This window comes from Micromonospora sp. NPDC049836 (genome assembly GCF_044465125.1).
Lineage (GTDB): Bacteria > Actinomycetota > Actinomycetes > Mycobacteriales > Micromonosporaceae > Micromonospora.
This window is the reverse complement of sequence record NZ_JBITLH010000012.1, coordinates 159,764-182,843: the sequence shown is the minus strand read 5'-3', so window position 1 is coordinate 182,843 and position 23,080 is coordinate 159,764. Positions and strand designations below refer to the sequence as shown.

Below are 23,080 nucleotides of genomic sequence, written 5' to 3'. Positions count from 1 at the left end.
CGTCCCACCGCTGTGCTGAGGGGGCAGGTAGGTGTGGCTGGCCGGGCAGATAACCAGGGCGTCCGTCGGGGACGTCTCCGGCATCAGCGTGACGATGGGCGTCCTCGCCGTCCTGGCGACGCTCATCACCGCGCTGCTGGCGCTGCTCGGCACACGCCGCACCGCCGACGTGCAGCGGGAAGCCAACTTCGACAAACGGGTCGACGAGCGGTTGCAGTACCTGGAGCAGCGGGTGCAGTTCCTCGAACAGGAGCTCACCCGCTACCAGGACATGTACGCCCGGCTGCGGCTCGGCGTCTTCGCCGCCGGCCTCGACCCGGACCAGCTCGACTGGAGGTCGCCCGGTGAGCCACAACGCTGACACCCAGCGGCTCGCCCGGGTGGTGGTCCGCGACCGGCGCCGGATGGCGCGGCTGCTGGCGCTGTACGCGCTGCTGCCGCTGCTGTGCTCGGCGGCCGCCACGGTCATCGCCTTCAACCTGGCCGACAACGCCATGGACCGGCGGGTCGCCGCGCTGGAGCAGGACCAGGCGCAGCGGCGGGCCCAGGCCGCCGCCGAAGCGAAGGCGCGGGACGCCCGGCTGGAGGCGACCCGCCGGGACCTGTGCGTCGCCCTGGACCGGCTGACCCCGCGGGACGAGGCCGTGCAGGACTTGCGCCGCCGGTACGGCTGCACCGGCCCGCCCCCGGCCCCGTCGACGTCGCCGGGCCCGCCCAGCCGGGGCGGGCCACGGCCGACCGGCCCGGCCGCTTCCTCGAGGACGCCCCGGGCGCGACCCGCACCCGCTCCCGCCCCCGCCCCGGCCGGTCCGCCCGGACCGGCCGGCCCCACCGGGCCACCCGGCCCGCCGGCACCCACGCCGAAGCCCAGCCGGGCGCTGGCGTGCGTGCCGCTGCTCGACCTGTGTCTGTGACCAACCCCCAGGAGGGACCCGATGACCGACCCCGCAGCCCCGACCACGCAGACCCGCCACCCGTGGCGGGCCACCGCGCGGACCATCTTCGCGGCCGTCGTCGCGCTGCTGTCGCTGCTGCCGACGATCGCCGCGGTGGCCGGCGTCGACGCCGTGCCGCTCATCGCCCAGGGCCTCGCCGTCGCCGCCGCGGTGACCCGCGTCCTGGCCATCCCCGGCGTCGACGCCTGGCTGCGCCGGTACCTGCCGTTCCTCGCATCCGCGCCGGCCGCCGAGCTGCCGCCGCCGCTGCCCCGGCGCGATCCCGGCAGCACCCTGTTCCGAGGGGACGGCTTCCGCAGCTGACCGCGCAGACGAGGAGGGCGGCCCACCGTTCTGGGCCGCCCTCCTCGCAATCAAGAGCCCCTTCCATCGGCGACTCCCACGACCGCGCGTTCAACCCAGGCGTCAGTTCCGGCCATACTGAGGTGTGCCGAGGGCGCCGGATACCAACGTGCGGATCCCCCAGGCGGCCCGCGACGCCTTGTTGAGGGTCGCCGGTAGGTGGCGCCAGTCACTGGACGAGACGATGCGGCGCCTGCTCAGCGAGCACCTTGCCGCACAGGAGTCAGTTGATGATGAACCGCAGCGGCTCACCCACGTCTCGACCGTGATGCGGTACCCGTTGCCGCTGCCCGGACGCAACCAGCCCCGGCAGGGTGTGCAGCTTCGGCTGCGTCTCGATGAAGGTGTTGCCGACCGGGCGCGGGCGGTCTCCTTGCGTCTGCCAGGCCAATACATGCGCGGCCATCGGGACTATCAGGCGCGTCTGTTGACAGATGCGGTAATGACGGCGATCGCGCGGCATGAGCCGATCACGGACCAAGTGCTCGACGGGGTGATGCCGCTGCTGCGTCATGGCGCAGCCCTCGGCTTGTGGCGGCTGGTGACGGCGGCGATAAGCACCCGCTCCGAGTTGGAGGTGTACGCGCTGGCGGAGCTGAGCCACAGCAAGCGGATGGCACGGCCGTCTCCGGGCCCGGCCGAGCGGATCGAGCACGTGGCCGCGGCGCTTCGCGAGGAGGACGTTGCGTGGCATGCCGCGTACCGCAGCAAGGCCGCGCAGTTCCTCGCGCGGAAGCTGCTGCCGGTCGGCGCCGAGGCGATGGAGGACATCCTGTTCGGGCAGAACTCGCGCGAGTGGCATGACCTGCTGCTGGATATGACCTATCGCAGCGAGTTCGATAACCCGATCGCCGGGTTCCAGCGGCCGGGGCACGACTTCGAAGGCCGCGGCGGTTCGGCGGTGTGGCGGGCGGAACGCCGTCTCGAGCATCACGGGACGTTGCTCTGGCTGCGCCGCTCTCATGCCGTCGGGGCGCCCAGGGTCAGGGTGGTTCGTCCCCCGGGTTGGACGCTGCGTATTCCCGACCGGTGGCAGCCGGCCGTGTTTCCGACCGGCGGGCCGTTGCCGTCCATCTGGCGTGCGCACCTCGACGCCGGCCGGGTGCTCGACATCGGTGCGGGAAGACAGCCTCTGCTGTGGCCGACCACCGAAGGGCCCGACGGCGAGATTATCCCGGTGCCGAGGTTCGACCTCGTGACCGCCGTGGCTCGCCGGCCGCGCCTCGAAGAGCTGATCGAGGTGATCCTGGTGGAGTTGATCGACCCGACCTCGTTCGAGGACGCGGAGCCCGACTCGATGTCGGTGTACGACGCGGACTTCAACCTGACAGACAGCGACCCGGACCTCGACACGGACGACGAAGTGGAGCTCTACCCGGACGTTGACGGGTGGGAAACCCGACCCGTCACCATGACTGCTCACCGCGCCTTCCACCTCGGCCTGATCGACGAAGCCGAAAGGAACGCAGCCGTCGACCGCGCCCGGCTCGCCACACAGAAGCAGATGCGGCACGTGATCGCCACGCTAACCGACGACGATGATCACCTCCGGGCGGACCTTCGGGCGGCGATGGACGATCCCTACCGATTCGCCGCACTCGCCCGTGGCGCGAAGCGGTACCTGTCGATCACGGCGTCGAGTTGGACGTGGCCGGTGACCTCGCTCGCCGCGGCCATGGCGGACGACACGATCCCCGCACGGGCTGTGGAGTACCTAGCGCAGTTGATGGTTCGGCGGTACAAGCGGCGCCTAGAGAGGTCGATGGAGCGGGCGGCGCGTGCCGCATTCGACCGTTTCGGCTACGACGCCAATTCGATCTTGTGACACCGACCGTTAGAAAGGGCTTCTTCCGCACTTCGATTCTGGACTACGACTGAGTTCGGAACAGCCGGACTGCCCCACGGGCAGCTGGCGCGAGGAATCGAGGAGAACGTGGCGGCGGTCAATGAAGTCGGCAATGCAACCCCGACAGCCAGCAGGAGGTACGGGTCACCCTGGTGGCGCCGTGCCCGTACGGCGGTGACGGTCCTGGCGCGGGTCGCTCTGGGGCAACTCGTTGCCTGGCTGCTGCGTCGCTGGCTCGAGTAACCCGTCGACCGGGGCCCGGCGCGCATTGTTTCGCCTGGGCCCCGGACCGGCGTCGGCGCCAAAGCCCGCCTCGCGGCGCCTATGCCACGCCGCTACTGGAGCCTGACAGCGCCCGGGCGAAGCTCTGGTCGGTCGCCTCGTCGGACCAATCCTCGCGACCCTCCAGCTCGGCGTCGACCGGCGGCGTTTCCAGCCGCTGCCGGAACTTCGCCACCTCTTTCTCGTCGCCGCCCTCCACCCACCAGGCGTAGATCACGTCCAGCAGCGACGGCAGCGGCAGGTCCAGAGGCTCCCGGCCGGTCCGCATCAGCAGCGTCCCGTGGAACTCGGGCCAGCGCCTGACCGCCAGGGTCAGGAGGCGCTGCCCGATCCAGTAGGGCGGCCGGACCACTCCTCACACACGTGCGTGAAGATCCCCATGGCATCGGTGAAGTCGAACTCGTCCTCCGTGGACAGCAGCCGCTTCCGGAACACCGCCAGGCTCGCCTTGTCCAGCGTCTGCTCGAAGAAGTCGAGCACCGCCGCCACCTGGTCGGCCTCCGACCGGCTCGACGACGCCGCCGCCATCAGGTACGCCAGCTGCGCGTCCTTCGGCGCCCGGCACACCATCTCCACACCGTCCAGCTTGAAGGGCACGTCCGGCAGCTTCTTCTCGCCGCCGTCCTGCTTCGCCACCCTCGCGCTGGTCGTGAACTCCCGCATCCTGCTTCCTCCCTACCTGCGGACGAGCCGGAACCCCTCCCGGCCCGCCACGTCTTCCATCGCTTCCCGCAGCCACGGCTGCGGCCTGGTCCCCGGGTGGCGCACCAGGCTGGTGAACACCACCTGGCCGCCCGTCTCGAATCGCAGCATCCCGCCGGCCCGCCGTGGCCGGATCAGGTGCGCCCCCGTGCCGTCGTGCACGGCGGCCGCGTACTCGACCTCGTTCTCGACGAAGCCGTACACCTGGCCCGCCCGCACGCCGACCTCCTCGCGGTGCGCCGACCGCAGCCGGCCGGTGTCCACCGGGCACGTGAGCACCGCCCGGGTCCGCACCTTCCGGGTCACGCTGCGGATGAACGACACCACCTGCCCGGTCGAGCCGGTCAGCAGCTGACGCATCTCGCCGGCGAACAGGTCCAGCCGCGTGTTGACCCGGACCGCCATCAGCGGCGCGTCCTCCGCGTCTTGCCGTCCCCGTCGGCGTCCACCGTCGGCGCCGGCGTCGGCTGGCTGGCGTCCGGCGGCTCCAGGTCGACGGTCGCCGCCTGCTCGGCCTCCTCACCCTCCAGCACCTCGTACCGGCCGGCCTCCACGAGCGTGGCCAGCCGCGGCCCCCACTCGACGTGCTGCACCGACCCGTCCGGCACGCCCGGCATCGCCGTCAGCGCCCGCACCGTCACCTTCTGGCCCTTGCGCATCGCCCTCACTCCTCGTCGCACACGCACACGTTGGTCATCACCGCGACCAGGACCTCCTGGCCGACGCAGCCGCCGGACGGGCCGACGCTGGACTGCTCCCCGATCCACACCGACTCGACCTGCGCGAGGTCCTTCAGCTCGCACAGCACCGTCCGGCGGATCCGGCCGGCGTCGTCGGCCAGCTCCGCCGCGCTGCTCTCCAGCTGCCCGGCGGTCGGCGGGTTCCCGGCGTCGTCGGGGCTCGGCGCGCACCGGGCCGTCCCCGCGCCCAGCTCCACCGCCCAGAACGCCCCCGGGTCGGCGCCCTCGTCGAGCGGCGTGCCCCGCCCGCCGGGGAACTCCTCCGGCAGCACCGGGTACGTCCGCACGATCCGCACCCACGCCTGGCCCTCGCAGCAGGAGTCGATCGCCACGTCACGGCCCGGCACCACCGCCACCACGGCGGGCGTGCCGCCGAGCGCGCCGTCCAGCGCGCCGCCGATGAGCTCGCGCAGCTTCACCGCCACCGGCCACGCCACGTCGTCCTGCGGCTCGATCACCGGCTCCGTCACGACGTCCTCCTCCGTCCACGATCAAGGTCCGGCGACCACACCACCGTGTCGCGGGGCAGCCGGTGGGGGTTCACCACCCGCAGCCACTGGTCGACGTCCGGCAGCCCGGTCATCCCGTCCCGCACGAGCTGTGCCGGGTCGACGAACGTCTGCTGCACGCCCTGCCGCACCACCGACGCCACCCGCCGGGGCAGCCGGCACGTCGTGTCCGCGACCAGCGCCTTCGCCAGCTCGCAGGCGTACGCGCCGGCCGCCACCTTCCCGCCCGCCGGCAGCGGCACGCCGCGCTGGTAGGTGACCGTCCACGCGCCCGGCTGGTCGTCGGCCGCGGTCAGGTCCTGCCGGGCCGGCCATCTCTCCCCGTCGATCCGCACCAGCCACCGCCGGTCGTAGACCGCGTACGCCTCCGGCGGCAGCTCCTGGCCGTCGATGACAACCCGGGTTACCGCGTTGATCGGGCCGGGCAGGCTCAGCTCCTGCCCGACCGGCCCGCACGCGCACGCCCCCACCGGGCAGCCGCAGTACGTCACCGCGAAGCTGCCGCCGTACGGCAGCTCCAGCCACGACTCCCACCGCCGCCACGCCTCGCTGTCGCCGCGCCGCACCGGCCGCACCGTCGAGTCGCACAGCCCGTACCGGCGGCCGGACAGCGCCCACAGGACCTCCGTCGCGAGATCCGTGGCCGCCTTCCGGACCGCCTCGTCGTACTGGTCCCAGCCCTTGCAGTACGCCGTGTTCAGCTCCCACGCGCACGGGCCGGTCCGCGCCGGCTGCGTCACCGTCTACCTCAGGCAGCCGGGGCGACGAACGACTTGAAGCGCTGCGCGCCGCTCGACGTGTGCGTGACCGTCACCAGGTACGTGCCGGCCGCCGCGTACTTGTGGCTCACGGTCGCGTCCGCCGCCGGACCGGCCGACGACGCCCCGTCGCCCCAATCCACCGAGAACGCCTGGTCCGGCGCGGCCGGCACGTACGTCGCGGTGAACTGCGCCGTCATGTTCGTCGCGTCCGCCGGGTCCGCCACCACCGTGCCGTCCGGCGGCCGCACCGTCAGCCCGCACGTCGGCGCCGGCGGCGGCAGGTACGTCCAGTCGAGGTGCAGCAGGTCCTGGTCGCCCATCGGGTCCATCAGCGCCGCCACGCCCGTCGTGCGCAGGTAGACGTCGTACGGCCCGACACCCCAGCCCGGGTTCTCGATCGCCTTGCCGGTCAGCGTGAAGCTCGCCGCCCCGTTCTCGATCGTGAAGTCCCCGATCTGCCCGTCGATGATCTGCGGGAGCAGGAAGTACCCGAACCTCGGCCGCTGGATCGCGCCGGCCACGCACCTCTTCAGCTGCGTGCCCGACCACACCTCCAGCGCCACCGCCGAGTCGAGGTTCACCGCCGACGTGACCCGCATGCCGGTCGCGTTGCCGTCCTCGTCGAGCACCACCGGCATCCCGGTGAACAGCGTGTACAGCTCCGGGTCGACCCGCCCGCAGGTCACCGTCACGTTGTACAGCTTGATCCGCCGCCGGGCCGGCTCGTAGACCAGCGGGTCCCCGTTGGCGTCCTTCTGGTCGATCTCCTCGCCGTCGTCGACCTCGGCCGCGTACTCGACGCTGACGAAGCCCTTCGACGTGACGTGGGTCGGCCATCCTCCGGCGCCCAGGATCGGGTCGCCGCACACCCCGAGCTTCGTGGCCCGGAGCATCTTCCCCTTCACCGGGGTATCGCACACTGCGGTCATCAGGCATCCCTCAACAGCGAAGGTCCATGCCCGGCCCGCAGCCAGCGGCGAATACCCCGCCAGCGTAGCCGAGACAGGGCCCCGCCAAAGCGGAGCGGGGCCGCACCCGATGGGTGCGGCCCCGCTCTCTGCGGCCGTCAGCGCAGCTTCCGGCCGTCGATCACCTCCAGCGTCGCGCCGATCTCGGCGACCTTCGCCTTCGTCCACTCCTCCATCTCGTCCCAGGCCTCACCGGTCAGCACCCACGCGCCCCGCTTCTCGCCGAGGATCGTCGTGGCCAGCACCGCCTTGTCGACGTCGAGGACCACGCCCGTCCGCATGCAGGTGATCTGCCGCTGCACCGCGTACAGCAGCGTCTCCCGGTCGAGGTACTTCTGGCGCTCTTCCTCGCTGTCGGCCATCAGCGCCTTCAACACGTTGTTCATCAGTACCTCCCCGCCGGGACCGGCTGCTGCGTCCACTGCGCCGTGCCCTCGACGATCCGGCCACGGCACCGCCCGCACAGCACGGCGGGCGGCATCCCGTGCGCCAGGTCGACCGGCAGCTGCACCACGCACTTGCAGCCCTGGCAGGGCGTCGGCAGCAGCCGGGGCAGCCGCAGCCCGAGCAGCAGCATGTCCCGGGGCACCAGCGTCTCCCTCGGCTGCCCGCCGGTCGGCAGGATCACCAGGTTGACGCACGTCGGGAAGTCCCGCACCTCCTGCACGTCGGCGATCTCCACGACCTGCCCGAACAGCAGCACCTGGTCCCGGCGCTGCAACTCCTCGGTCCGGACCGTCGGGTCCGCCTGCTTCCTCGTCTCGACGGTCACGCCGCCGTCTCCTCTCGCTCCAGCCAGCAGAACCTGGCCTCCACGTCGATCACCAGTTGCGTCGTCAGCCGGGCCCACACCTCGGCGGGCAGGGTCGCCAGGTGGTGCCACCGGCCGCGGTGCGCCGCGTAGACGTGCAGCGCCCCCAGCTCGTGCTCCCACAGGTAGGCCCACCGCTCGTCGGCGGCCGGCGTTTCGCCGAGCTGCCCGACGAGCGCCCGGCCGCACCGCCCCTCGTGGACGCCGCGCCCGACGCCGGACACGTACCTCCACTCGCACGGGTTGTGCTCGGTCACCTGCGCCGGCCAGCCCGTGGCGGCCAGCACCGACCAGTCCCGCCGCAGCAGGACCTGCACCAGCCGCGCCGTGTTCCCCTGGAAGCGGCCGCCCCACATCGCCCGCATCTGCGCGAGCGTCCAGCTGGGCTGGCCCTCTAGGTCGACGGGGCGGGCCCGGTACCACCGGCCGCCGCCCGGGGCGAACTGCCCCACCAGCGCCCTCATCGCCCCGCCTGCATCAGCCGGATGCGGGTCGAGTCGCGGGCCGCCTCGCGGACGGCCTCCATGTAGCCGCGGTAGTCGGACGCCCGCCACTGCGCCGCGTAGCCCGCCTTTTGGACCTCCAGCAGGTCCAGCTGCGTCAGGTCGCCCAGCTCGTGCAGCGACCAGCACGCCCACGCCTCCCAGCGCTTCGGGCCGCGCTCGGGGAACACCCCCAGGTAGACGTGCAGCCGGTGGCCGCCGAACAGGTACGCCCACTCGCGGTCGCCCGCGCGGGCCTCGGCGATCCGCCCGGTCTGCACCGGGTAGCCCTCGGACGGCACGCCGACCGTGCGGCCGCTCGGTCCGGTGCCGGGCACCGCGAACAGCCGCGACCAGTCGTTCTGCAGCAGCACCGCCGCCGCCCTCTCCGGACGGTGACCGCACAGCTCGTGCAGCAGCACCGACAGGGCCGGGACGACCATCGTCGGGCAGCCGTCGTGCTGCACGCCCCGCGCCACGTACACACCGTCGGCACCCTCGGTGCCGACCAGCGCGCGTAGACCCATGGTTTACCTCCACGTGAACCGGGTCCTACTCGGACAGTAACCTTGCCCTGTCCGGCCGCAATCGTCAATGGCGACCGGACAGCCAGAGCCCACTAGGAACTCCGCACCGGGGCCGGGCACCCGCCCAGCCCCGCCTGCGCAGTCACCAGTCGACGTCTGCCGGCCGCGCGTCGCACTCGTCGACCGGCCCGTCCACGTGCGGGCAGTCCGGCTGGTGCCCGTCACCGAAGTGCTCGCGGCAGTGCACGCAGCGGTTCTCGCCGTCGTAGCAGTGGCCGCCCGGCCTGCACTGCACCGCAGCGCGCTTGCCGGCCTGGATCGTCCTCTTGCCCATCTCAACCTCTCCTCGTCCTCGGCACCCCGTCAGGCCCGGCGCATCCGCAGCGTCCGGCCCTCGTAGCTCGTCGACTTGTTGGCGTAGACGAAGCCCTCGGGCGCGCGGGCGTCGACGTCCACCCACTCGTCGCGCACGTACCGGGTGCGGTAGACCGCCCCGCCACGCCGCTCCGTCACCTCGAAGAGCTCCACCAGCTTCTCCATCTCCGCCTCCGCTACTCAGGGTGCGCGTGCTGTACAACTTCATTGTATGCGACCGGCTCCCCCGCGTACACGTTTTATGTACGCGGGGGGTCGTGGAGCGCGTCACACAACCGGCCGGTCAGAACAGCTGGCCCTGCCGGAACACCGCCTCGGCGTCGAACGTCGACGAGTCCGGCGCCGGCGCCGGCGGCGGCGGGGGCGGCGGCTTCGGCCGGGCCCGGCGCAGGTGCCGCTCCAGGTCGCCCTCCGGCGTCGGCAGCTCCAGCACGTTCCGCACCGCGCGGATCTGCATGGCGAGCTTCCACGCCCGCCGCATCTCGTCGATCGCGATCTGCCGGTGCTCCAGGGCCTCGTGCATCCACACGTCCAGCAGGCCGTCACCGCAGCCGACGACCACCCGCCAGCCCAGCCCCCACAGGTGCAGGTTCACCGCGCACAGCGCCGCCGCGAGCGGGTCCAGGTCGTTCGCCCACCACTCGCACGTCGTCGGGTCGAGGCCGTTCTCCCGCATGGCCCGGGCCGCGCCGAGGAACATCGTGCCCGTGCCGGCGCACGGCTCCAGGATCCGATCGCCCTCCTTCGGCGCGGCCATCCGGCCGAGCAGCTCCGTCACGTCGACCGGCGTCAGGAACTGGCCGATGCCCTTCCGCCCGCCGTGGCTCTTCATCTGCTGGAGCAGCGTCCCCAGCAGGTCGTAGTCGCCCCACCCGTCCGGCCCGAACCGGCCGAGCACCCCGCGCCGCAGCGCCGCCTGGCCGACCGCGTGGATCGCCCGCTGCGTCGTCTCGTCCGGCTCGTCGTCGATCCACGACCACAGGTGCTTCGTCCGCGGGTTCAGGTCCGGCCGCAGCGCCGCGAACTCGCACCACAGCCGCTGGATCAGCAGCGTGAACCCCTCGGGGTCGAGGCGCTCGGCGACCTCGCCCAGCCGGTCCAGCTGCTCCGGGCCCGGCGCCTCCCGGGCCACCAGCGCCAGCGCGGCCACCACGCTCATCGGCACCTCGATCCGCGAGCCGCCGTACCGGCCGTGCCACGCCTCGTCGACCGCCTCGGCGATCGCCCGCGCGTGCTCGCGCGGGTCGGCCGGCACGGCGTTCGCGCGCCGCGCCACCGTCGTTGTCGTCATGCTCTTCCTCCACGTGAACTGCCGGCGGCCTGCCCGCCGGCGGGAACGGCAGCGCCCCCGCAGCCAGCTCGGCTGCGGGGGCGCTCGGGCGGCTCAGGCCAGCCGCAACAGCTCCATCTCGGGGACGCCCACCACCGTCGGGCAGGCCAGGTCGTAGAAGTCCACCCGCACGCTCTCGCCCAGGTCGTCCGTGCCCGCCACGGCGGCGGCCTCCTCCATCACCCGCGACCAGTCGACGCGCGGCGCGCTCTCGTGCCGCCGCTCGGCCAGCGCCGCCAGGTCGAACGACAGCACGTCGCCGTCCTCCACCTCGGACAGCGCGACGACCTCCCACTGCTCGGCGGTCGCCTCGGTCTCCATCAGCTCGATGCCCACGGTCATCTCCCTCTCTCTCGTCTCGCTCGCTCAGCACATCCCGCAGACGCCCGACGCCGGCAGCTCGCAGAAGCAGCTGTCGCACAGCCGCTTGCGCACCGCCGCCGTCTCCCGCGCGTTCTCCCGCGCCTGCCGCTCCCGCTCCACCCGCTCCCGCTCGGCCAGCACCCGCGCGTTGTGCTCGCGCACCCGCCGGTTGTGGGCCAGCAGCGCCCGGTCCTCCTCCTCGGTCGGGCGGCGGACCGGCTGGCGCATCGCCTCCTGCAGCGCCTCCGTGATCGCGTTCAGCCGGTTGATGGTCACGGTGTCCGCCCAGCTCAGCACCCGCCGGCCGCGCTCGTCGGTCACGTTCAGCTCCATCGGGTTCATCGGGCTCTCCTCACGCAGTCGGGGCGCTTTGCGGTACAACTTCATTGTATGCGACCGCCAGGCCCGCGTACAAGTTTTATGTACGCGCCCGGCTGTGGAGCGGGCCACACAACGACGACGCCCCCCGCGCCGTCAGGCGCGAGGGGCGTCAGGCCGCTCAGCTCACCAGGGCTGCTCGTACAGCTCGTGCGTGTGGCAGTGCCAGTGCTGGTCCTGGCTGTCGAAGCCCCGGCAGTCGGCGTGCTCCGCCAGCTTCGCCGGCTCGACCTTCGTCAGCTCGTTCGCCAGCAGCACCCAGGTCACCTCGTTCTCGCGGTCGATCACCCACACCCGGCCGTCGATCACCTGGTCGACCTTGCCGCGGTGCTCGCTGCGGCCCAGCGTCCAGGTCACCTCGTCGCGCTCGGCCAGCTCGGGCGCCGGCTTCGGCCGCGCCGCCTTCACGCTCTCCGCGACGAGCGCCAGGGCCTGCCGCCGCTCGGCCACCTTCATCAGCACCGCGTCCACCGCCCCCGCCTTGTCGCTCACGGCGGCCAGCAGGTCGCCGCGCACCGACGTCCGCAGGTCGCCCGCCTTCGCGGTCACCACCGCGTCCTCGGTCGCGCCGGTCAGCTCACGCGCGTGGCGCTCCAGCTCCCGCTCGGCCTCCACCACCGCCCGCGCCAGCTGGGCGATCAGGCCCCACTGGTCGGCGGCCTCAGCCTCGACGCCGAACTCGGTGGCCAGCTCGTTGACCCGCTTCTCCATCTCTCAGCCCTCCTGTAGGGGTAGCGCGTGACGTACACATTCATTGTATGCGAATTTCAGCCTCGCGTACAAATTTTATGTACGCCTCGGACCGTGGAGCGGGTCACACAGAAAGCGCCGCCCCACCTGGCACGGGGAAGAGACCAGGTGAGGCGGCGCGGCCCGGGACGTGGGGCTCCGGTCAGCTGCTCCGCGAGGAGCGCGACGACCGGGACGCCTTCGCCGGCGGCTGGGAGGAACCGTCCGCCGGCTCGGCGTCCGCCCCGGACCCGTCGGCCCCGGCGTCAGCCGACGTGCTCGGCGCGGCGGCCTGAGCCTCCGCGGGAGCCTCCACACGCTGCCGGCCGTCGCCCGAGCTCAGCACCTTGTCCGCCAGGTCGTCGGGCACGTCGAACGCCAGCCCCACCGGGCCGTCCGTCGTCGTCTGCACCTCGAAGCGGCGCTCCTCGCCGGCCGCCGCCAGCAGCTGCTTCGCGAGGACCTGCGCGTCCGCACGGTCCTTCGGGTAGATCACCGCCATGTCACCCTCCTACGCCGGGACGCCCGGCAGCTTGACCTTCACCGCCGCCGTCGTGCAGCTCCACCCCACCGTGTAGAACCGCTCCGCGACGGCGAACACCTCGTTGTCCTTGCGGTCCAGGGCCTCCGGCAGCTTCGGCAGGAACACCGCCGACCGCCGTACCATGACCGGCCCCGTCGCGTACAGCCACGCCTCGTCGCCACCCGGCGCCGCGCCGCCCGGGCCGACGCCGGTCGTCTGCGCGAAGACGATCGGGTCGCCCAGCGGCGCGACCATGCGCGGACCCTCGATCCGCGTCAGGCCCTTGCCCTGGAACCACCCGGACGTCCACCGCGGTGCCCACAGCGCGCCGAGCACGCCGGCCCGGTCGGCGATGTGCGCCTCCAGCCGGCCGACACCCTCCTCCAGCGGCACCGGCGCCGCGTCCGAGCCCGCCAGGACCTCCGTGTCGGCCGCCGCCAGAAACTCCTCGCTCCCCGCCTCGCCGGTCCAGACGTAGTGCTCCAGCGACTGCTGCTCGACCTGGCCCATCGCCCGCCGCGCCCGGTCGAGCAGGTCCGGCCGGGCCACCGACCGGCCGGTCAGGCCGGCGTACAGCCGGATCACCGCCGACTTCACCGACGGCACCCCGTCCGGCACCGCCATCGGCGCCCGGTTCGGGTCCGAGGCCGCGGCGGCGCTCGTCGGCGCGGGCGCGTCGACGCACAGCGGCTCCCACTCCACCCCGGCCTGGAACTCGCGCTGGTCGGCCGGGTCGACCACGGCCGCTGCCGCGAACAGCCCGAAGCGGTACGGCGTCGTCGCCGGGGCGTCCACATACACCAGGGGCTGCGTCACCCGTCATCTCCTCACCGGCTGGGGGCCGCGCCCGGCGCGGCCCCGACCAAACGGGTAGCTCAGGCCGCCGAGCAGTCGAACGCCACGGTGCTGCCGGTGACGCCCGTCGGGCACAGCGGCACACTCACCTTGTAGGACACGAAGCACCGCTTCACCAGCAGCGTCGCCTGCTCGGTGAACAGCGCGATGTACTCGTTGTCCTTCAGCTTCGTGCTGTCGTAGACCGCCGACAGATCGATGATCGGCTTGGAGCCCTTGACCCACGTGCCCGGCGCGTAGATCAGCAGGTCCGCGGTGCCCGGCCACTGGCCCGGGGCGGCGCTGCCGCCGAAGCCGTTGCCGCCCGCGTCGGCGTACCCGTCCTGCCAGTCGTAGACGAACTGCGGCCGCAGGTGCCGACGGGTGAACCACGCCGTGATCTGCTCGTCGGTCACGTCGAGGTAGTTCACGCCGGCCCGGCGGCTCATGTCCGCCCGGATCCAGTCGATCAGCCACAGCGGCGCCACGCACTCCAGCAGTTGCCGGCGGCTCAGCCGGTACCGGTACCGGTAGTCCGTCGCGGCGAGGGAGATCGCGCCCAGCAGCGCGGTGGTCGTCTCGTCGCCGTCGACGTCGCCGCCGAGGGTCAGCGCGAACTGCGTCGACTGGCCTGGGGCGGCGGCCATCCGCTGGATCAGCCGTGCGTTGATCTTGTGCTCGTGGGCGGTCAGCGTGCGCCGCACCACGTCCCGGGTCAGCTCGGGCCACACCGCGTTCTGCACGATGTCCTGCTCGATCTGCACCCCATCCACCTCGAGGCGCGTCTCGGCCCAGTTCACGGTCGGCACCCGGTACGAGGACTTGTCCACTCCCGCCGTGCTGTCGGCCTCGGTCTGCACGAAGCCGATCCCCGAGTACAGGTCGCGGAAGTCGAGGTTGGCCGGCACTTTGATACCGCCGCCCCGCGGGATCGTGATGCCCGGAAGGTCCAGCAGGCCCTCGGTCGTCTCCAGGCCCTCGCACAGCTCCCACAGCGTCTCCGACGGCGCGCCCCATCCGCCGGCCGCGACGAGGTTGCCACCCGACAGCCGCGACTCCGACGCGGCGAGCTCCACCAGCTCCATATCGGTCAGGCCCCGGCCCCCGGCGACGAGCGCCTGGTCGACGGGCAGCTCCACCCGGGCCACGTTCTGCTTGATGCGGGTCGCGACGCCCACCCCGCGCGGGAAGCCGGCGAACTTGTCGTCGAACGCCGACGCGACCTCCGACACCGAGGAGAACACGTGCCCGTGCGGCACGTTCGGCACGTCGGCCGCCGCCTTGATGACCGCCGACTTACCGGCGCTGGTCACCTTCGGCTTCGGCTGACGGCGGGCCGCCCGGCGCGCCAGCGACGCGACGACCGGCGTGGGCTGCTGCTGCGCCGGCTGCTCCGGCTCCTCCGCCGGTCGCTCCTCCGCCGGCTCTTCCTCGGCCGGCTCCTCCTCGGCTTCGCCGCCGTCGCCCTCGTCACCGTCGCCATCGCCGCCCTCCGGAGCGCCGTGCACCGTCGCGGTCAGGTCGTCCAGCTCGGAGGCGACCTGCTCGGCCGCCTGCTCGATCCGCGCCTGCTCGGTACGCACGGACTGAACGAAGGCGGCGAGCTCGCGCAGCCGGGCGAGGCCGTCGGCGTCCAGGGCCGTGTCGTCGCGGAGAGCATCGAACGCCGCGACGGCCTGGTTCTCCAGCTCGGTCAGCGCGTCGAGGTCGAGCCCGTCCAGGCTCGGAGGGATCTGAAAGTCCACCGTCGGCTCCTCAGCACGGTAGGGATCTCATCCCCGACCGGCCCGCAGCCAGCATCGGTGGTTCAGCCGACAGCGTAACGCAGCCGGACCGAGTTCCGATCAAGGCAGCGAGGGCTGCACCATGTTGGGGAACCAAGGGATCTCGGGCCTGGGTGAGGTCTGGGGTCCTCGGCGCATCGGTGGCGGCCTCACCCCGCCTCCATAAGATTTGCGCCGACACGGGGAGGCGTAAACACAAATCTCTGAGCCTGTCCGTGTGGTGAGTCCGGTCCAGCAATCGACCGGTTCCTACGAGCGGAAGGTGGGCTCACGACCATGCCCATGACGAAGAGCTAGGCCCGCAACTGTGGGAGTCACCGCGAGCATGTACGCCGCGGTCACTCCCCTGGCGATCCCGCTGTCGCTGATACTTCTCGCGTTCCTGCTGGTGAGGCGGATCGAGAAGAACGGCGGATCTGTCGAGATCGACTGGAAAACCGTTGCGTTCCACTTCAAGTACACGGCACCCCCTGACGGCCTCCACCGGCGTGTTGAGGCTCAGGGCCAACCCGCGCAACCCGAGGCGACAGCTGAGTCAAGGCAGCTCGCCGACGGGGCCGCCCAACCCCCCGAGGGGGGTGGCGGCCCGTGACATAGACGCGAGGCGGTGCGGTGCCCCATCCGGCACCGCACCGTCCCTCTACTTCTGCACCTGGCGGATCGTGCCGCCGCCACCCTTGCGCACGTCGGCGATCTCCGCGTCCGTCTTCGACGTGAACTCGCCGCCCTGCCGGCCATCCCCGTAGGACAGCACGAACACCGTGCTGCGCCGCTTCCCGCCGCAGTTGCAGCCCATCGACTCCTCCTCCCCTACTTGCCGTGCACCGTGGCGGTCAGCGCCGCCACGAGCGTCTTGCGGTCCCGCCCGATCGACGCGGCGATCCGGTCCGCCTGCGTCGCGGTGGCGACGCGCTGCCGCTCGGCCGCGAACCCGGCCGCCACCGCCCGCCGCACGGCCGCGTCCAGGGCGGCCGGCGACAGCGCCGGCGTCTCCGGACGCCGGCCGGCGTCCGGGTCGGACGGGTGCCAGCCGGTCCAGCCGGAGGCGACCATCGCGTACGCCCGGCCACCCGCGGACCGACCCCGCACCACCGGGAAGCCACCCACGTTCACGCACAGCGCCGCGACGAGCTGCCTGGCCCCGCCGATCCACCGCCAGTCCCCCGACAGCGGCGACCGGCGCAGCAGCTGCACCTGCTCCTCGGTGGCCTCCGGCACCAGCGACCCGGCGACCCACGTGCCGTAGGCGTCCCGGCCGGCCCGCACCACCGCCACCTGCGTGCCCGTGTCGTCGTAGTGCTCCACGGCGGCCGCCGCGCTCGCGGACAGGTCGGCGTGCCCGGTCGCCGCCGTGATGTGTCCGACCGCCACGAGGTCCCCCTCGGCGGTCTGGATCTCCGGCCGGTGGAACCAGTCGAAGCCGCCCTCGTCCGGCGGCAGTACGCACTGCCCGCCGGTCAGGAACGACAGGTGGCAGTCCCTGTCGGCGAGGTGCCCGAACACCCGTCCGTCGGCCGTCACCGTGATCGGGGTCAGCTCGGTCAGGCCCGGGTCGTCGAACCACGCCGTCGGCGGGTACAGCGGCGCGACCTGCTTGCTCTTCGCCGCCGCGCCGGCCGCGGCGACCGGCTCCTCCTCCTGATCGGAGGGCTCGGCCTCATCGGAGGGCTCGCCGTCGGCCGGCTCGTCGTCGACCAGCTCCAGCTTCGCCTCCATGAACGCCTGCGTCCCGACCAACGTCACCGCCATCACCCGGCCCTTCGTCACCGTGATGTACGGCTCCTCGCCGGCCTCCATGAAGGCTTCCCACTCCTCGTCGGACATCTCCTCGATCGGCTTGCCATCCGCGTCGGTGAACACGAACTCGAAGTCGTCGAGGTCCACCGACGGGAACAGCACGCCCTGGCGCAGCAGCTCCAGCGCCTCACCCAGCTCCGGCACCGCGTCGATGAAGTCGCCCGCGCCGACCAGCTTCGTCTTCTGCACCTCACCGGTCGTGATGCGGCCGATCGTCACCGCGCCCTCGTGCCCGGGGGCGTCCTCGCGCGCCCACCTCAGCGCCAGCGGCAGTTCGCGGAACGACCACTCGCCGTCCGCCGCGAAGATCCGCCGGTCACCCGACTTGGCACCCAGCGGCGCCAGCGTCCCCTTCCACGTCGCCATCTGCTTGCCACCCTTCGCGGCTGCCGCCGCCGTCACCGTGATGTCCAACCCGGTGGCCCGGTCACGCCGGGGCCACGGGTGCTTCGGGACCACAGGCAGGGGCTCGTCGGCCTCCACCTCGATCATCGTGCAGCGGCAGTTCACCGTCTGCCCGGGCGGCGCGGCCGGGTCGCCCGGGTACCGCATCGGCGCCCCGCCGACCATGAACACGCCGTCCAGGGCGACCCGCTGCCCGTCCGCGTCCCGGTGGTCGTGCCGGGTCCGCTCGTCGTGCGTGGCCACCCACACCTTGTCCAGCTTCTCGTCGAGCACCTGCTCGGCGGTCAGCCACGCGGTCAGCGTCCCCGCGTTGTACGCGCCGATCGTCTCCGTCCGGGCGATCGTCACCGCCCGGTCCTCCCAGGACCGCTCGCCCAGGATCACCTCGATCGCGTCACGGATGCGCGGCACGCTCGCGCCCTCGCCGGTCAGCTCGGCGACCGCCGCGACGACCAGCTGCCACGCGCTGTCGGGCACCCCGGCCAGCCGGTTCGGCAGCGCCGCCAGGTACTCGTCCTTCATCTGCGCGACCCGCAGCAGCTCGACGTCGCCGCCTCCGTCGGCCACGCCCGCCAGGAACGTCTGCTCGGCGGCCGGCAGCAGGTGCACCGTCATCGCCTCGAACCACGCCTGCCCGGCGCCGGAGAGCGCGCTCGGGTCCGGCGGCAGGGCCGCCGCGGTGACCGGCAGCGTGACGGCCCGCGCGTCGCGCAGCCAGGCGCGCAGCGCCGCGCGGGCGGCCCGCAGCATCCGCCGCTCGGCGGCCACCACCCGCGCCTCGTGGTCGAGGCGCAGCGGCAGCCACGGGTCCGGCTCGGCCACGGCTCAGCCTCCCGCCGGCGGGTCGGCGACCACGGGGATCTGCACGCCCTGGGTCTGCACGCCGCCGTCGGGGCGGGACACCGGCAGCCCGGCCGGGGTGCGGATCAGCCGCTCCACGATCAGCACGTCGTCGTGCAGCTCCAGCTTCACGAAGTCGGTCCCCAGGTCGATGCCCGCCGCCGCGAAACAGTCGGTCAGCTGGGTCAGGGACACGTTCGCCGGGTCAGCCATCGGTTCTCCTCCTCGCCTCGTTGCGCCGCGCCACCGTCTCCGGGTCGCACAGGTGGCCGGCGTCGGTCAGCGGCGGCTGGTCGCCCTCCCACAGGTCGCCCCACCAGCCGCAGGTGCGGCAGATCGTCCACCGCAGCCGCTCGCAGCCCTTCCCGCGCCCGGACCGCTGGCAGGCGTAGCCGTGGGCCTGCACCAGGTCCGGCGCGAGGATCGTGGCGCTCATGCCGGCACCAGCTCCCCGGCGACGGTGGCGGCCAGGTGCTCGCGCAGCTCGTTGACGTCGTGCCGGGCGCCCGTGACGAGCAGCCCGCCGACGTACGCGGTCAACGCCGCCGTCAGCTTCTCGTCGTCGACGTCGAGCTTCGCCGCGACGGCCGGCACCGCCGTCCACGCTCCCTCGAGCAACCGGGGCACCGACGCCGGCGTGACCGGCCGGACCGTGTGGTACTCCCACGCCTTCAACCCCTGGTGCCGGTACCTCTCCCGGCCCAGCGCCCGCTTGCCGGCGATCTCCAGCGCCCGTAGCGCCAGGACCTCGCACGCGGCGACGAACGGCGCGCTCATCGGCCCGGCCGCCGCGGCGGCGATCGCGTTCTGCTCGGGCGGGCCGCGGTCCTCGGTGTCGCCGGGCGGCGGCGGCTCCGTCGTCGGCTCCTCGTCGGCGGGCGGCTCGCCGCCGCCGGGCAGCTCGGCGGAGGCCGGCTGCCGCTTCAACGCCTCCGGGTCGAGCTGCACGCTCACCCCGGCCACCTCCAGCAGCCGGGTCACCAGCAGCGGCCCGGCCGCCGGCACCGTGCGGATGATCTCCAGCAGCCGCCGTAGCTCCCGCTCCTCGTCCGTCGGCTTGTCGCCGTCACCGAACCCGGTCTCGCGGCGCAGCGCATCCCCCGACAGCTCGCCCAGCCCGTACAGGTCCTTCGCGTCGGCGCCCTTGTCCGGCGTCTGCGTCAGCTCGCTGGTGTCGTACCAGACGATCCACCGGCGCGCGTCGGCCACACCCTGCGCGCCTTCCAGCGCCGGCCACAACATCTGCTCGGTCAGCGCCGCGCAGAACAGCTCCAGCTTCGACTCGACGTGGTACTTGATCGTCGCCTCGTCGGTCATCCAGGCGCCCCAATGGTTCGCCTGGGTCATGCCCAGCAGCATCTCCGGCGGGGCGTCCAGGCCCAGCGCGAGCCGCCGGATCGCGCCGTCCAGCATCGCCGGCACGGCGCTGCTCAGCTCAGTAGCGAAGCTGAGCAGCCGCGCCTTCTCCAAGTGCTCGGCGGGGCCCTGCACCACGATCGGAACGAGGGCGGCCACGCTGTCGCGGTCCTTCACCGCAGTGGTCATCGCCTCCGTCAGCGTCGACAGGAACGACGACACCCCATCCTCGGCGTCCTCCTCCTGCTCGGGCGCGACGAAGCTCAGCTCGTTGGGTAGCAGCAGAATGCCCGCCCCGGCCAGCCGGGAGTCGATCTGCGACTGCACGTACTGCGTCAGCCGCTCAATCAGCCGCAGCACCCGCCGGTTGGACTGCACCTGGCTGGACGGCAGCGCGTGCTTGCGGGGGCTCGGCACCCAGATCCGCACGATGACCGTCTCGTCGGACTCCAGCTCGCGCGCCCCGTCGCCCTGGTCGAGCACGTACTTCCCGGCCCGCTCGGTCAGCTCCTCCACCGACGCGATGAACCACCGCTCCCGGTCGGTGGCCTTGCCTTCCGCGTCGCGTTCCGGCTCGCCGATCAGGTAGCACTCGCCGGGCACACCGAGCTGAATGCCGGCGTCGCGCAGCAGCTCGGCCTGGGTACTGGGGCCGCCGAGGAACGTCTCGTTGACGCCGGCCGGCGCCTGGTCGGGCGTCTCCATCGGCCGGCCCTCGTCGTCGACCTGCGTGATGTACAGCCGGGCCCGCCCCATCGCCTTCGCGATCAGGTCGACCAGGAACGCGAACTCGCCGCACTCCTCGTAGTGCCGCCACGCCTCGTCCTGCCACTGCTGCTTGGTGACCTTGCGCAGGCTGCCGCTGGAGTCGTAGCGCATCTTCGCCGCCGACGCGATGACCGCTGTCGCCTTGCCGACCGCGCTGTCGACGTTCGGCTTCGTGCCCCACCACCCCATGCGCTACTCCTCCGGCTCGGCGCGCACCAGCAGGCCGGTCGCGTACGACATGGCCAGCGCAACCGTTGGCATGTCGAGCCACCAGTAGCCCGACCAGCGGGGCAACTCGGAGAGGTGCCACCAGCCCGCGGCGGCCGGCGCGGCGATCCACACGGACAGGCACCAGCGGCAGAACAGCAGGTAGGCGTATGGGCTACCTTCGGCCAGCCGCTTCACGATCGCTTCCCGGGGTCGGCGGGTGATCTCGTCGGCGGTGACCAGTCTGGTCACGCGGGCGACGGCGAAGAGCACCACCACAATCTCGATCAGGCTCATCACGGATATGAGCATAGGCGGAGGCATTGCGACCGGATAGCCGCGCTTCCCTCGTCGGGTCGGCGCCAGTTCACGCCAAGGTGCTCGTCAGCCCGTGTCGACCTCGTCGTCGTAGGGGACGTACATGTGAAGGATTTCGCGGCCGGTGGGAACGGATCCGCCGCTTGGGTCCGTCTCGAACAACGGCCCAGTGTTGAACCGCATCGCCGGGCGCACCCGCCGCAGCTTGAAGCGCTCCAAGTCCGCTCTCTCCGCAGGGCGGCCGATGACCATCTCGTAGCATGCGGCGGCAAGGTGCCGGTTCACCCCTGCGACTCGGTCGGGCTCCACCACTGTGCGGTGCTCCGGGAACCGGGGCCGCAGCACGAGGAGGTGGTGCGGTCCGAGCGGAAACCGCACCTCGTCAGCACTCTCCAGCCCAGCACCCATTCGCTTGAGGCTGTGCGGGTCCCGTCGCCAAACAGCGACCGGCCGGTCCGTGGTGACGAACGCATGCCGCGGGCTTATCTCGACAGCCCATGCCATTGCTCCCAGCCGGGGCGTCAACTCCTCGTCGGCGATCCGGAAGAGGATCGAGAAGATCTCCCGTTTGGTCGGCTCGCCCTGCGACAGGACATAGTTCGCGAAATCCAGGGCGCCCTGGAGCTCCGGCTCGGCCGGCGGCTCACCGAGGTACTCATCCGTAAGAAACCGGCGCATGCCATCGCGACTGATCGGGCGCTCGCCGGTGAACTCGGCGGCGGCGAGCGGGAACAGGAAACGGTCTAGGTGCTCCGGGGTTCGGACGAGCTGCAGCGCGAGCAGGCGACTGATCTCCGTACGGACCGCCGTGCCCCTGCGCGCCTTGGCGCCCTCGCGCAAATCGGCCAGGTGGCCCCGTAACGGTGCCTCGATCTTCGACAGCGCTACCTCGAGCGCGTCGTCCAACCCGGCATCGGTCGGAAGCGCGTACAGGTCGGCCTCTACGGCGACGTTGTGGGTGGCTGTAAAGAACGGCACATTCTGGTCCCTGCGGCGCACCGCGACCTGCCCGTTCCCGTCGGCCCAAGCCTTCAGGTAGGACTCGGGCAGGTAGTGATGCCGCTTGCGGCGCGGCTCCGCCCGGCCTGTGCCGCTGTCGGATGGCTTCGTCATGGGATGTCCGTCTCTCTGGCCTGCGATAGTAGGGGCCGACCTGCGGGGAACGTGGTGTCGAGCCGGAGGTCGAGGCCGACTGCGCTATCCCTCGGCGGTCGAGCTCCATCGCCGCTGCTCGGCCACGCGGACGAGCACCCCCGCCGTCGCCGCGACCAGCATCACCGCATCCCCCCGGGTGTACTCGAACGTCTTGGTCACCGGGTCTTTGTGCATCGCGCCGGACAGGGCTCTGGCTAGGTCCTCCACGATGAACGCGAACCGCTCCGGCAGCGTCCGCTTCTCCTCCACGAGCCGCTCCGGATTGGCCCTCTCCCGCTCGAGGGTCTTCCGCTGGATGGCCGCCGTCCGCTCGGCTTTGCGGATCGGCTCCAGCGCCTTGCGGGCACCGAGCAGCGCCGCCTCGATGTTGTTCTGCCGCAGCAGCGTCCGAGCCTTCCGTAGCTCCTCTGTCGCGATGGCGAAGTCGGCCCCACCGACCATCGGCACCAGCACCTCGATGAACGTGCCGGCGTCCACCTGCTCCAGCTGCTTCAACCACTCACCGACGCCGATGTGGAAGCGGCCCCCGCCGCTCTTCACATGCAGGATGGGCGGATCACCCACAACCGAGGTCACGGTGACGTTGGCGTACAGGTGCACGTCATCGCCACGTCGCAGCTCCTCGATGACCCGCAGTTGTTCGTCGCTGACGAAACCGACCAGTTCCAACTGGCTGGAACGCACTTGCGGGCTCACGGGCTGTTCCACCTCCAGAGCGCCCAGCAGCTTCTGGTCCTGGCCCGACGTCCCGCACAGGTACAGCAGCGCCGACACCTTGAACGGAGAGGCGGTCGGTGCGTCGCTCTGTCGGCTGACCTCGAAGCGCAGGCTGATGTGTGCGCCCCCGACGCCGGGGTAGAGCCGCAGCATGTGCTGCACGGCCTGCACGTACAGCCGGTCGTCGTTGCCGAGTTCAATCGAGATCATGGGCTTACCGTCTCTCTGGGGGCTAGCCGCTCCACCGCGGCGCGGACAACCTAATGGGGGCCACC

33 protein-coding genes are annotated in these 23,080 nt (G+C 72.2%); 5 read left to right on the top strand and 28 right to left on the bottom strand.

What is annotated here, in order from left to right; genetic code table 11:
- Window positions 1-31 precede the first annotated feature (31 nt).
- The 4 genes from ACIBPB_RS27490 (at window position 32) to ACIBPB_RS27475 (ending at window position 3,123) form a co-directional block, all read left to right on the top strand.
- Complete coding sequence (locus ACIBPB_RS27490) at window positions 32-361, top strand: hypothetical protein (RefSeq protein ID WP_396842325.1); 330 nt, start codon at window positions 32-34, stop codon at window positions 359-361.
- Window positions 345-914: a hypothetical protein gene (locus ACIBPB_RS27485; protein WP_396842324.1), complete on the top strand. Its 570-nt coding sequence runs from the start codon at window positions 345-347 to the stop codon at window positions 912-914. Before ACIBPB_RS27490 ends, ACIBPB_RS27485 begins: the two co-directional genes overlap by 17 nt.
- A 21-nt stretch (window positions 915-935) precedes the next feature.
- Window positions 936-1,259, top strand: coding sequence for a hypothetical protein (locus tag ACIBPB_RS27480; RefSeq protein ID WP_396842323.1), 324 nt, complete (start codon window positions 936-938; stop codon window positions 1,257-1,259).
- A gap of 148 nt (window positions 1,260-1,407) precedes the next feature.
- Window positions 1,408-3,123 carry a hypothetical protein gene (locus tag ACIBPB_RS27475; protein WP_396842322.1) on the top strand — a complete coding sequence of 572 codons (1,716 nt, stop codon included), beginning with the start codon at window positions 1,408-1,410 and terminating at the stop codon, window positions 3,121-3,123.
- A gap of 343 nt (window positions 3,124-3,466) precedes the next feature.
- On the opposite strand, the gene ACIBPB_RS27470 is transcribed toward ACIBPB_RS27475, so the two are convergent.
- The 20 genes from ACIBPB_RS27470 to ACIBPB_RS27375 form a co-directional block, all read right to left on the bottom strand.
- Window positions 3,467-3,694 carry a hypothetical protein gene (locus ACIBPB_RS27470; protein WP_396842321.1) on the bottom strand — a complete coding sequence of 76 codons (228 nt, stop codon included), beginning with the start codon at window positions 3,692-3,694 and terminating at the stop codon, window positions 3,467-3,469.
- 44 nt (window positions 3,695-3,738) lie between these two features.
- Window positions 3,739-4,089, bottom strand: coding sequence for a hypothetical protein (locus ACIBPB_RS27465; RefSeq protein WP_396842320.1), 351 nt, complete (start codon window positions 4,087-4,089; stop codon window positions 3,739-3,741).
- Between the two features lie 12 nt (window positions 4,090-4,101).
- The gene (locus ACIBPB_RS27460) at window positions 4,102-4,533 is read right to left on the bottom strand and encodes a hypothetical protein (RefSeq protein ID WP_396842319.1); all 432 of its coding nucleotides are present in this window, start codon (window positions 4,531-4,533) and stop codon (window positions 4,102-4,104) included.
- On the bottom strand, window positions 4,533-4,787 hold the full coding sequence (locus ACIBPB_RS27455; protein WP_396842318.1) for a hypothetical protein: 255 nt from the start codon (window positions 4,785-4,787) through the stop codon (window positions 4,533-4,535). The genes ACIBPB_RS27460 and ACIBPB_RS27455 overlap by 1 nt, the downstream gene beginning before the upstream one ends.
- Before the next feature lie 5 nt (window positions 4,788-4,792).
- The gene (locus tag ACIBPB_RS27450) at window positions 4,793-5,338 is read right to left on the bottom strand and encodes a hypothetical protein (protein WP_396842317.1); all 546 of its coding nucleotides are present in this window, start codon (window positions 5,336-5,338) and stop codon (window positions 4,793-4,795) included.
- The gene (locus ACIBPB_RS27445) at window positions 5,335-6,117 is read right to left on the bottom strand and encodes a hypothetical protein (protein ID WP_396842316.1); all 783 of its coding nucleotides are present in this window, start codon (window positions 6,115-6,117) and stop codon (window positions 5,335-5,337) included. Before ACIBPB_RS27445 ends, ACIBPB_RS27450 begins: the two co-directional genes overlap by 4 nt.
- A gap of 8 nt (window positions 6,118-6,125) precedes the next feature.
- The gene (locus ACIBPB_RS27440; protein ID WP_396842315.1) at window positions 6,126-7,067 is read right to left on the bottom strand and encodes a PKD domain-containing protein; all 942 of its coding nucleotides are present in this window, start codon (window positions 7,065-7,067) and stop codon (window positions 6,126-6,128) included.
- A 137-nt stretch (window positions 7,068-7,204) separates the two neighbouring features.
- Window positions 7,205-7,492, bottom strand: coding sequence for a hypothetical protein (locus ACIBPB_RS27435; protein WP_396842314.1), 288 nt, complete (start codon window positions 7,490-7,492; stop codon window positions 7,205-7,207).
- Entirely contained in the window at window positions 7,492-7,878 is a 387-nt protein-coding gene (locus ACIBPB_RS27430) for a hypothetical protein (protein WP_396842313.1), read from the bottom strand. The genes ACIBPB_RS27435 and ACIBPB_RS27430 overlap by 1 nt, the downstream gene beginning before the upstream one ends.
- Window positions 7,875-8,381, bottom strand: a complete 507-nt coding sequence (locus ACIBPB_RS27425; protein WP_396842312.1) for a hypothetical protein — start codon at window positions 8,379-8,381, stop codon at window positions 7,875-7,877. The genes ACIBPB_RS27430 and ACIBPB_RS27425 overlap by 4 nt, the downstream gene beginning before the upstream one ends.
- Window positions 8,378-8,926: a hypothetical protein gene (locus ACIBPB_RS27420; RefSeq protein WP_396842311.1), complete on the bottom strand. Its 549-nt coding sequence runs from the start codon at window positions 8,924-8,926 to the stop codon at window positions 8,378-8,380. The genes ACIBPB_RS27425 and ACIBPB_RS27420 overlap by 4 nt, the downstream gene beginning before the upstream one ends.
- A gap of 142 nt (window positions 8,927-9,068) precedes the next feature.
- Window positions 9,069-9,260 carry a hypothetical protein gene (locus ACIBPB_RS27415; RefSeq protein WP_396842310.1) on the bottom strand — a complete coding sequence of 64 codons (192 nt, stop codon included), beginning with the start codon at window positions 9,258-9,260 and terminating at the stop codon, window positions 9,069-9,071.
- A gap of 29 nt (window positions 9,261-9,289) precedes the next feature.
- On the bottom strand, window positions 9,290-9,466 hold the full coding sequence (locus tag ACIBPB_RS27410; RefSeq protein ID WP_349876193.1) for a hypothetical protein: 177 nt from the start codon (window positions 9,464-9,466) through the stop codon (window positions 9,290-9,292).
- A 118-nt stretch (window positions 9,467-9,584) separates the two neighbouring features.
- Window positions 9,585-10,592: an N-6 DNA methylase gene (locus ACIBPB_RS27405; protein WP_396842309.1), complete on the bottom strand. Its 1,008-nt coding sequence runs from the start codon at window positions 10,590-10,592 to the stop codon at window positions 9,585-9,587.
- A 93-nt stretch (window positions 10,593-10,685) separates the two neighbouring features.
- Window positions 10,686-10,973: a hypothetical protein gene (locus ACIBPB_RS27400; protein WP_396842308.1), complete on the bottom strand. Its 288-nt coding sequence runs from the start codon at window positions 10,971-10,973 to the stop codon at window positions 10,686-10,688.
- A gap of 24 nt (window positions 10,974-10,997) precedes the next feature.
- Window positions 10,998-11,336 carry a hypothetical protein gene (locus ACIBPB_RS27395; protein WP_396842307.1) on the bottom strand — a complete coding sequence of 113 codons (339 nt, stop codon included), beginning with the start codon at window positions 11,334-11,336 and terminating at the stop codon, window positions 10,998-11,000.
- Window positions 11,337-11,498: 162 nt separating this feature from the next.
- On the bottom strand, window positions 11,499-12,083 hold the full coding sequence (locus ACIBPB_RS27390; RefSeq protein WP_396842306.1) for a hypothetical protein: 585 nt from the start codon (window positions 12,081-12,083) through the stop codon (window positions 11,499-11,501).
- 181 nt (window positions 12,084-12,264) lie between these two features.
- A complete protein-coding gene (locus tag ACIBPB_RS27385) occupies window positions 12,265-12,603 on the bottom strand; it encodes a hypothetical protein (protein WP_396842305.1) in 339 nt (112 codons plus the stop codon).
- 9 nt (window positions 12,604-12,612) lie between these two features.
- The gene (locus tag ACIBPB_RS27380) at window positions 12,613-13,440 is read right to left on the bottom strand and encodes a hypothetical protein (protein WP_396842304.1); all 828 of its coding nucleotides are present in this window, start codon (window positions 13,438-13,440) and stop codon (window positions 12,613-12,615) included.
- Between the two features lie 59 nt (window positions 13,441-13,499).
- On the bottom strand, window positions 13,500-15,203 hold the full coding sequence (locus ACIBPB_RS27375; RefSeq protein WP_396842303.1) for a major capsid protein: 1,704 nt from the start codon (window positions 15,201-15,203) through the stop codon (window positions 13,500-13,502).
- A 364-nt stretch (window positions 15,204-15,567) separates the two neighbouring features.
- On the opposite strand from ACIBPB_RS27375, the gene ACIBPB_RS27370 reads away from it, so the two are divergent.
- Window positions 15,568-15,834, top strand: a complete 267-nt coding sequence (locus tag ACIBPB_RS27370; protein WP_396842302.1) for a hypothetical protein — start codon at window positions 15,568-15,570, stop codon at window positions 15,832-15,834.
- 48 nt (window positions 15,835-15,882) lie between these two features.
- On the opposite strand, the gene ACIBPB_RS27365 is transcribed toward ACIBPB_RS27370, so the two are convergent.
- The 8 genes from ACIBPB_RS27365 to ACIBPB_RS27330 all read right to left on the bottom strand — a co-directional run bounded on the left by ACIBPB_RS27365 (window position 15,883) and on the right by ACIBPB_RS27330 (window position 23,015).
- Window positions 15,883-16,038 (bottom strand): hypothetical protein, encoded by a 156-nt coding sequence (locus tag ACIBPB_RS27365; RefSeq protein ID WP_396842301.1) that lies wholly within the window; start codon window positions 16,036-16,038, stop codon window positions 15,883-15,885.
- Window positions 16,039-16,052: 14 nt separating this feature from the next.
- Window positions 16,053-18,266, bottom strand: a complete 2,214-nt coding sequence (locus ACIBPB_RS27360) for a phage minor head protein (RefSeq protein ID WP_396842300.1) — start codon at window positions 18,264-18,266, stop codon at window positions 16,053-16,055.
- A gap of 3 nt (window positions 18,267-18,269) precedes the next feature.
- On the bottom strand, window positions 18,270-18,497 hold the full coding sequence (locus ACIBPB_RS27355; protein ID WP_396842299.1) for a hypothetical protein: 228 nt from the start codon (window positions 18,495-18,497) through the stop codon (window positions 18,270-18,272).
- A complete protein-coding gene (locus ACIBPB_RS27350) occupies window positions 18,490-18,720 on the bottom strand; it encodes a hypothetical protein (protein ID WP_396842298.1) in 231 nt (76 codons plus the stop codon). Before ACIBPB_RS27350 ends, ACIBPB_RS27355 begins: the two co-directional genes overlap by 8 nt.
- Complete coding sequence (locus tag ACIBPB_RS27345; RefSeq protein WP_396842297.1) at window positions 18,717-20,597, bottom strand: hypothetical protein; 1,881 nt, start codon at window positions 20,595-20,597, stop codon at window positions 18,717-18,719. The genes ACIBPB_RS27350 and ACIBPB_RS27345 overlap by 4 nt, the downstream gene beginning before the upstream one ends.
- 3 nt (window positions 20,598-20,600) lie before the next feature.
- On the bottom strand, window positions 20,601-20,912 hold the full coding sequence (locus tag ACIBPB_RS27340; protein ID WP_396842296.1) for a hypothetical protein: 312 nt from the start codon (window positions 20,910-20,912) through the stop codon (window positions 20,601-20,603).
- 87 nt (window positions 20,913-20,999) lie between these two features.
- Window positions 21,000-22,046 carry a DUF4238 domain-containing protein gene (locus ACIBPB_RS27335; protein WP_396842295.1) on the bottom strand — a complete coding sequence of 349 codons (1,047 nt, stop codon included), beginning with the start codon at window positions 22,044-22,046 and terminating at the stop codon, window positions 21,000-21,002.
- Window positions 22,047-22,130: 84 nt separating this feature from the next.
- On the bottom strand, window positions 22,131-23,015 hold the full coding sequence (locus ACIBPB_RS27330) for a hypothetical protein (protein WP_396842294.1): 885 nt from the start codon (window positions 23,013-23,015) through the stop codon (window positions 22,131-22,133).
- Window positions 23,016-23,080 lie beyond the last annotated feature (65 nt).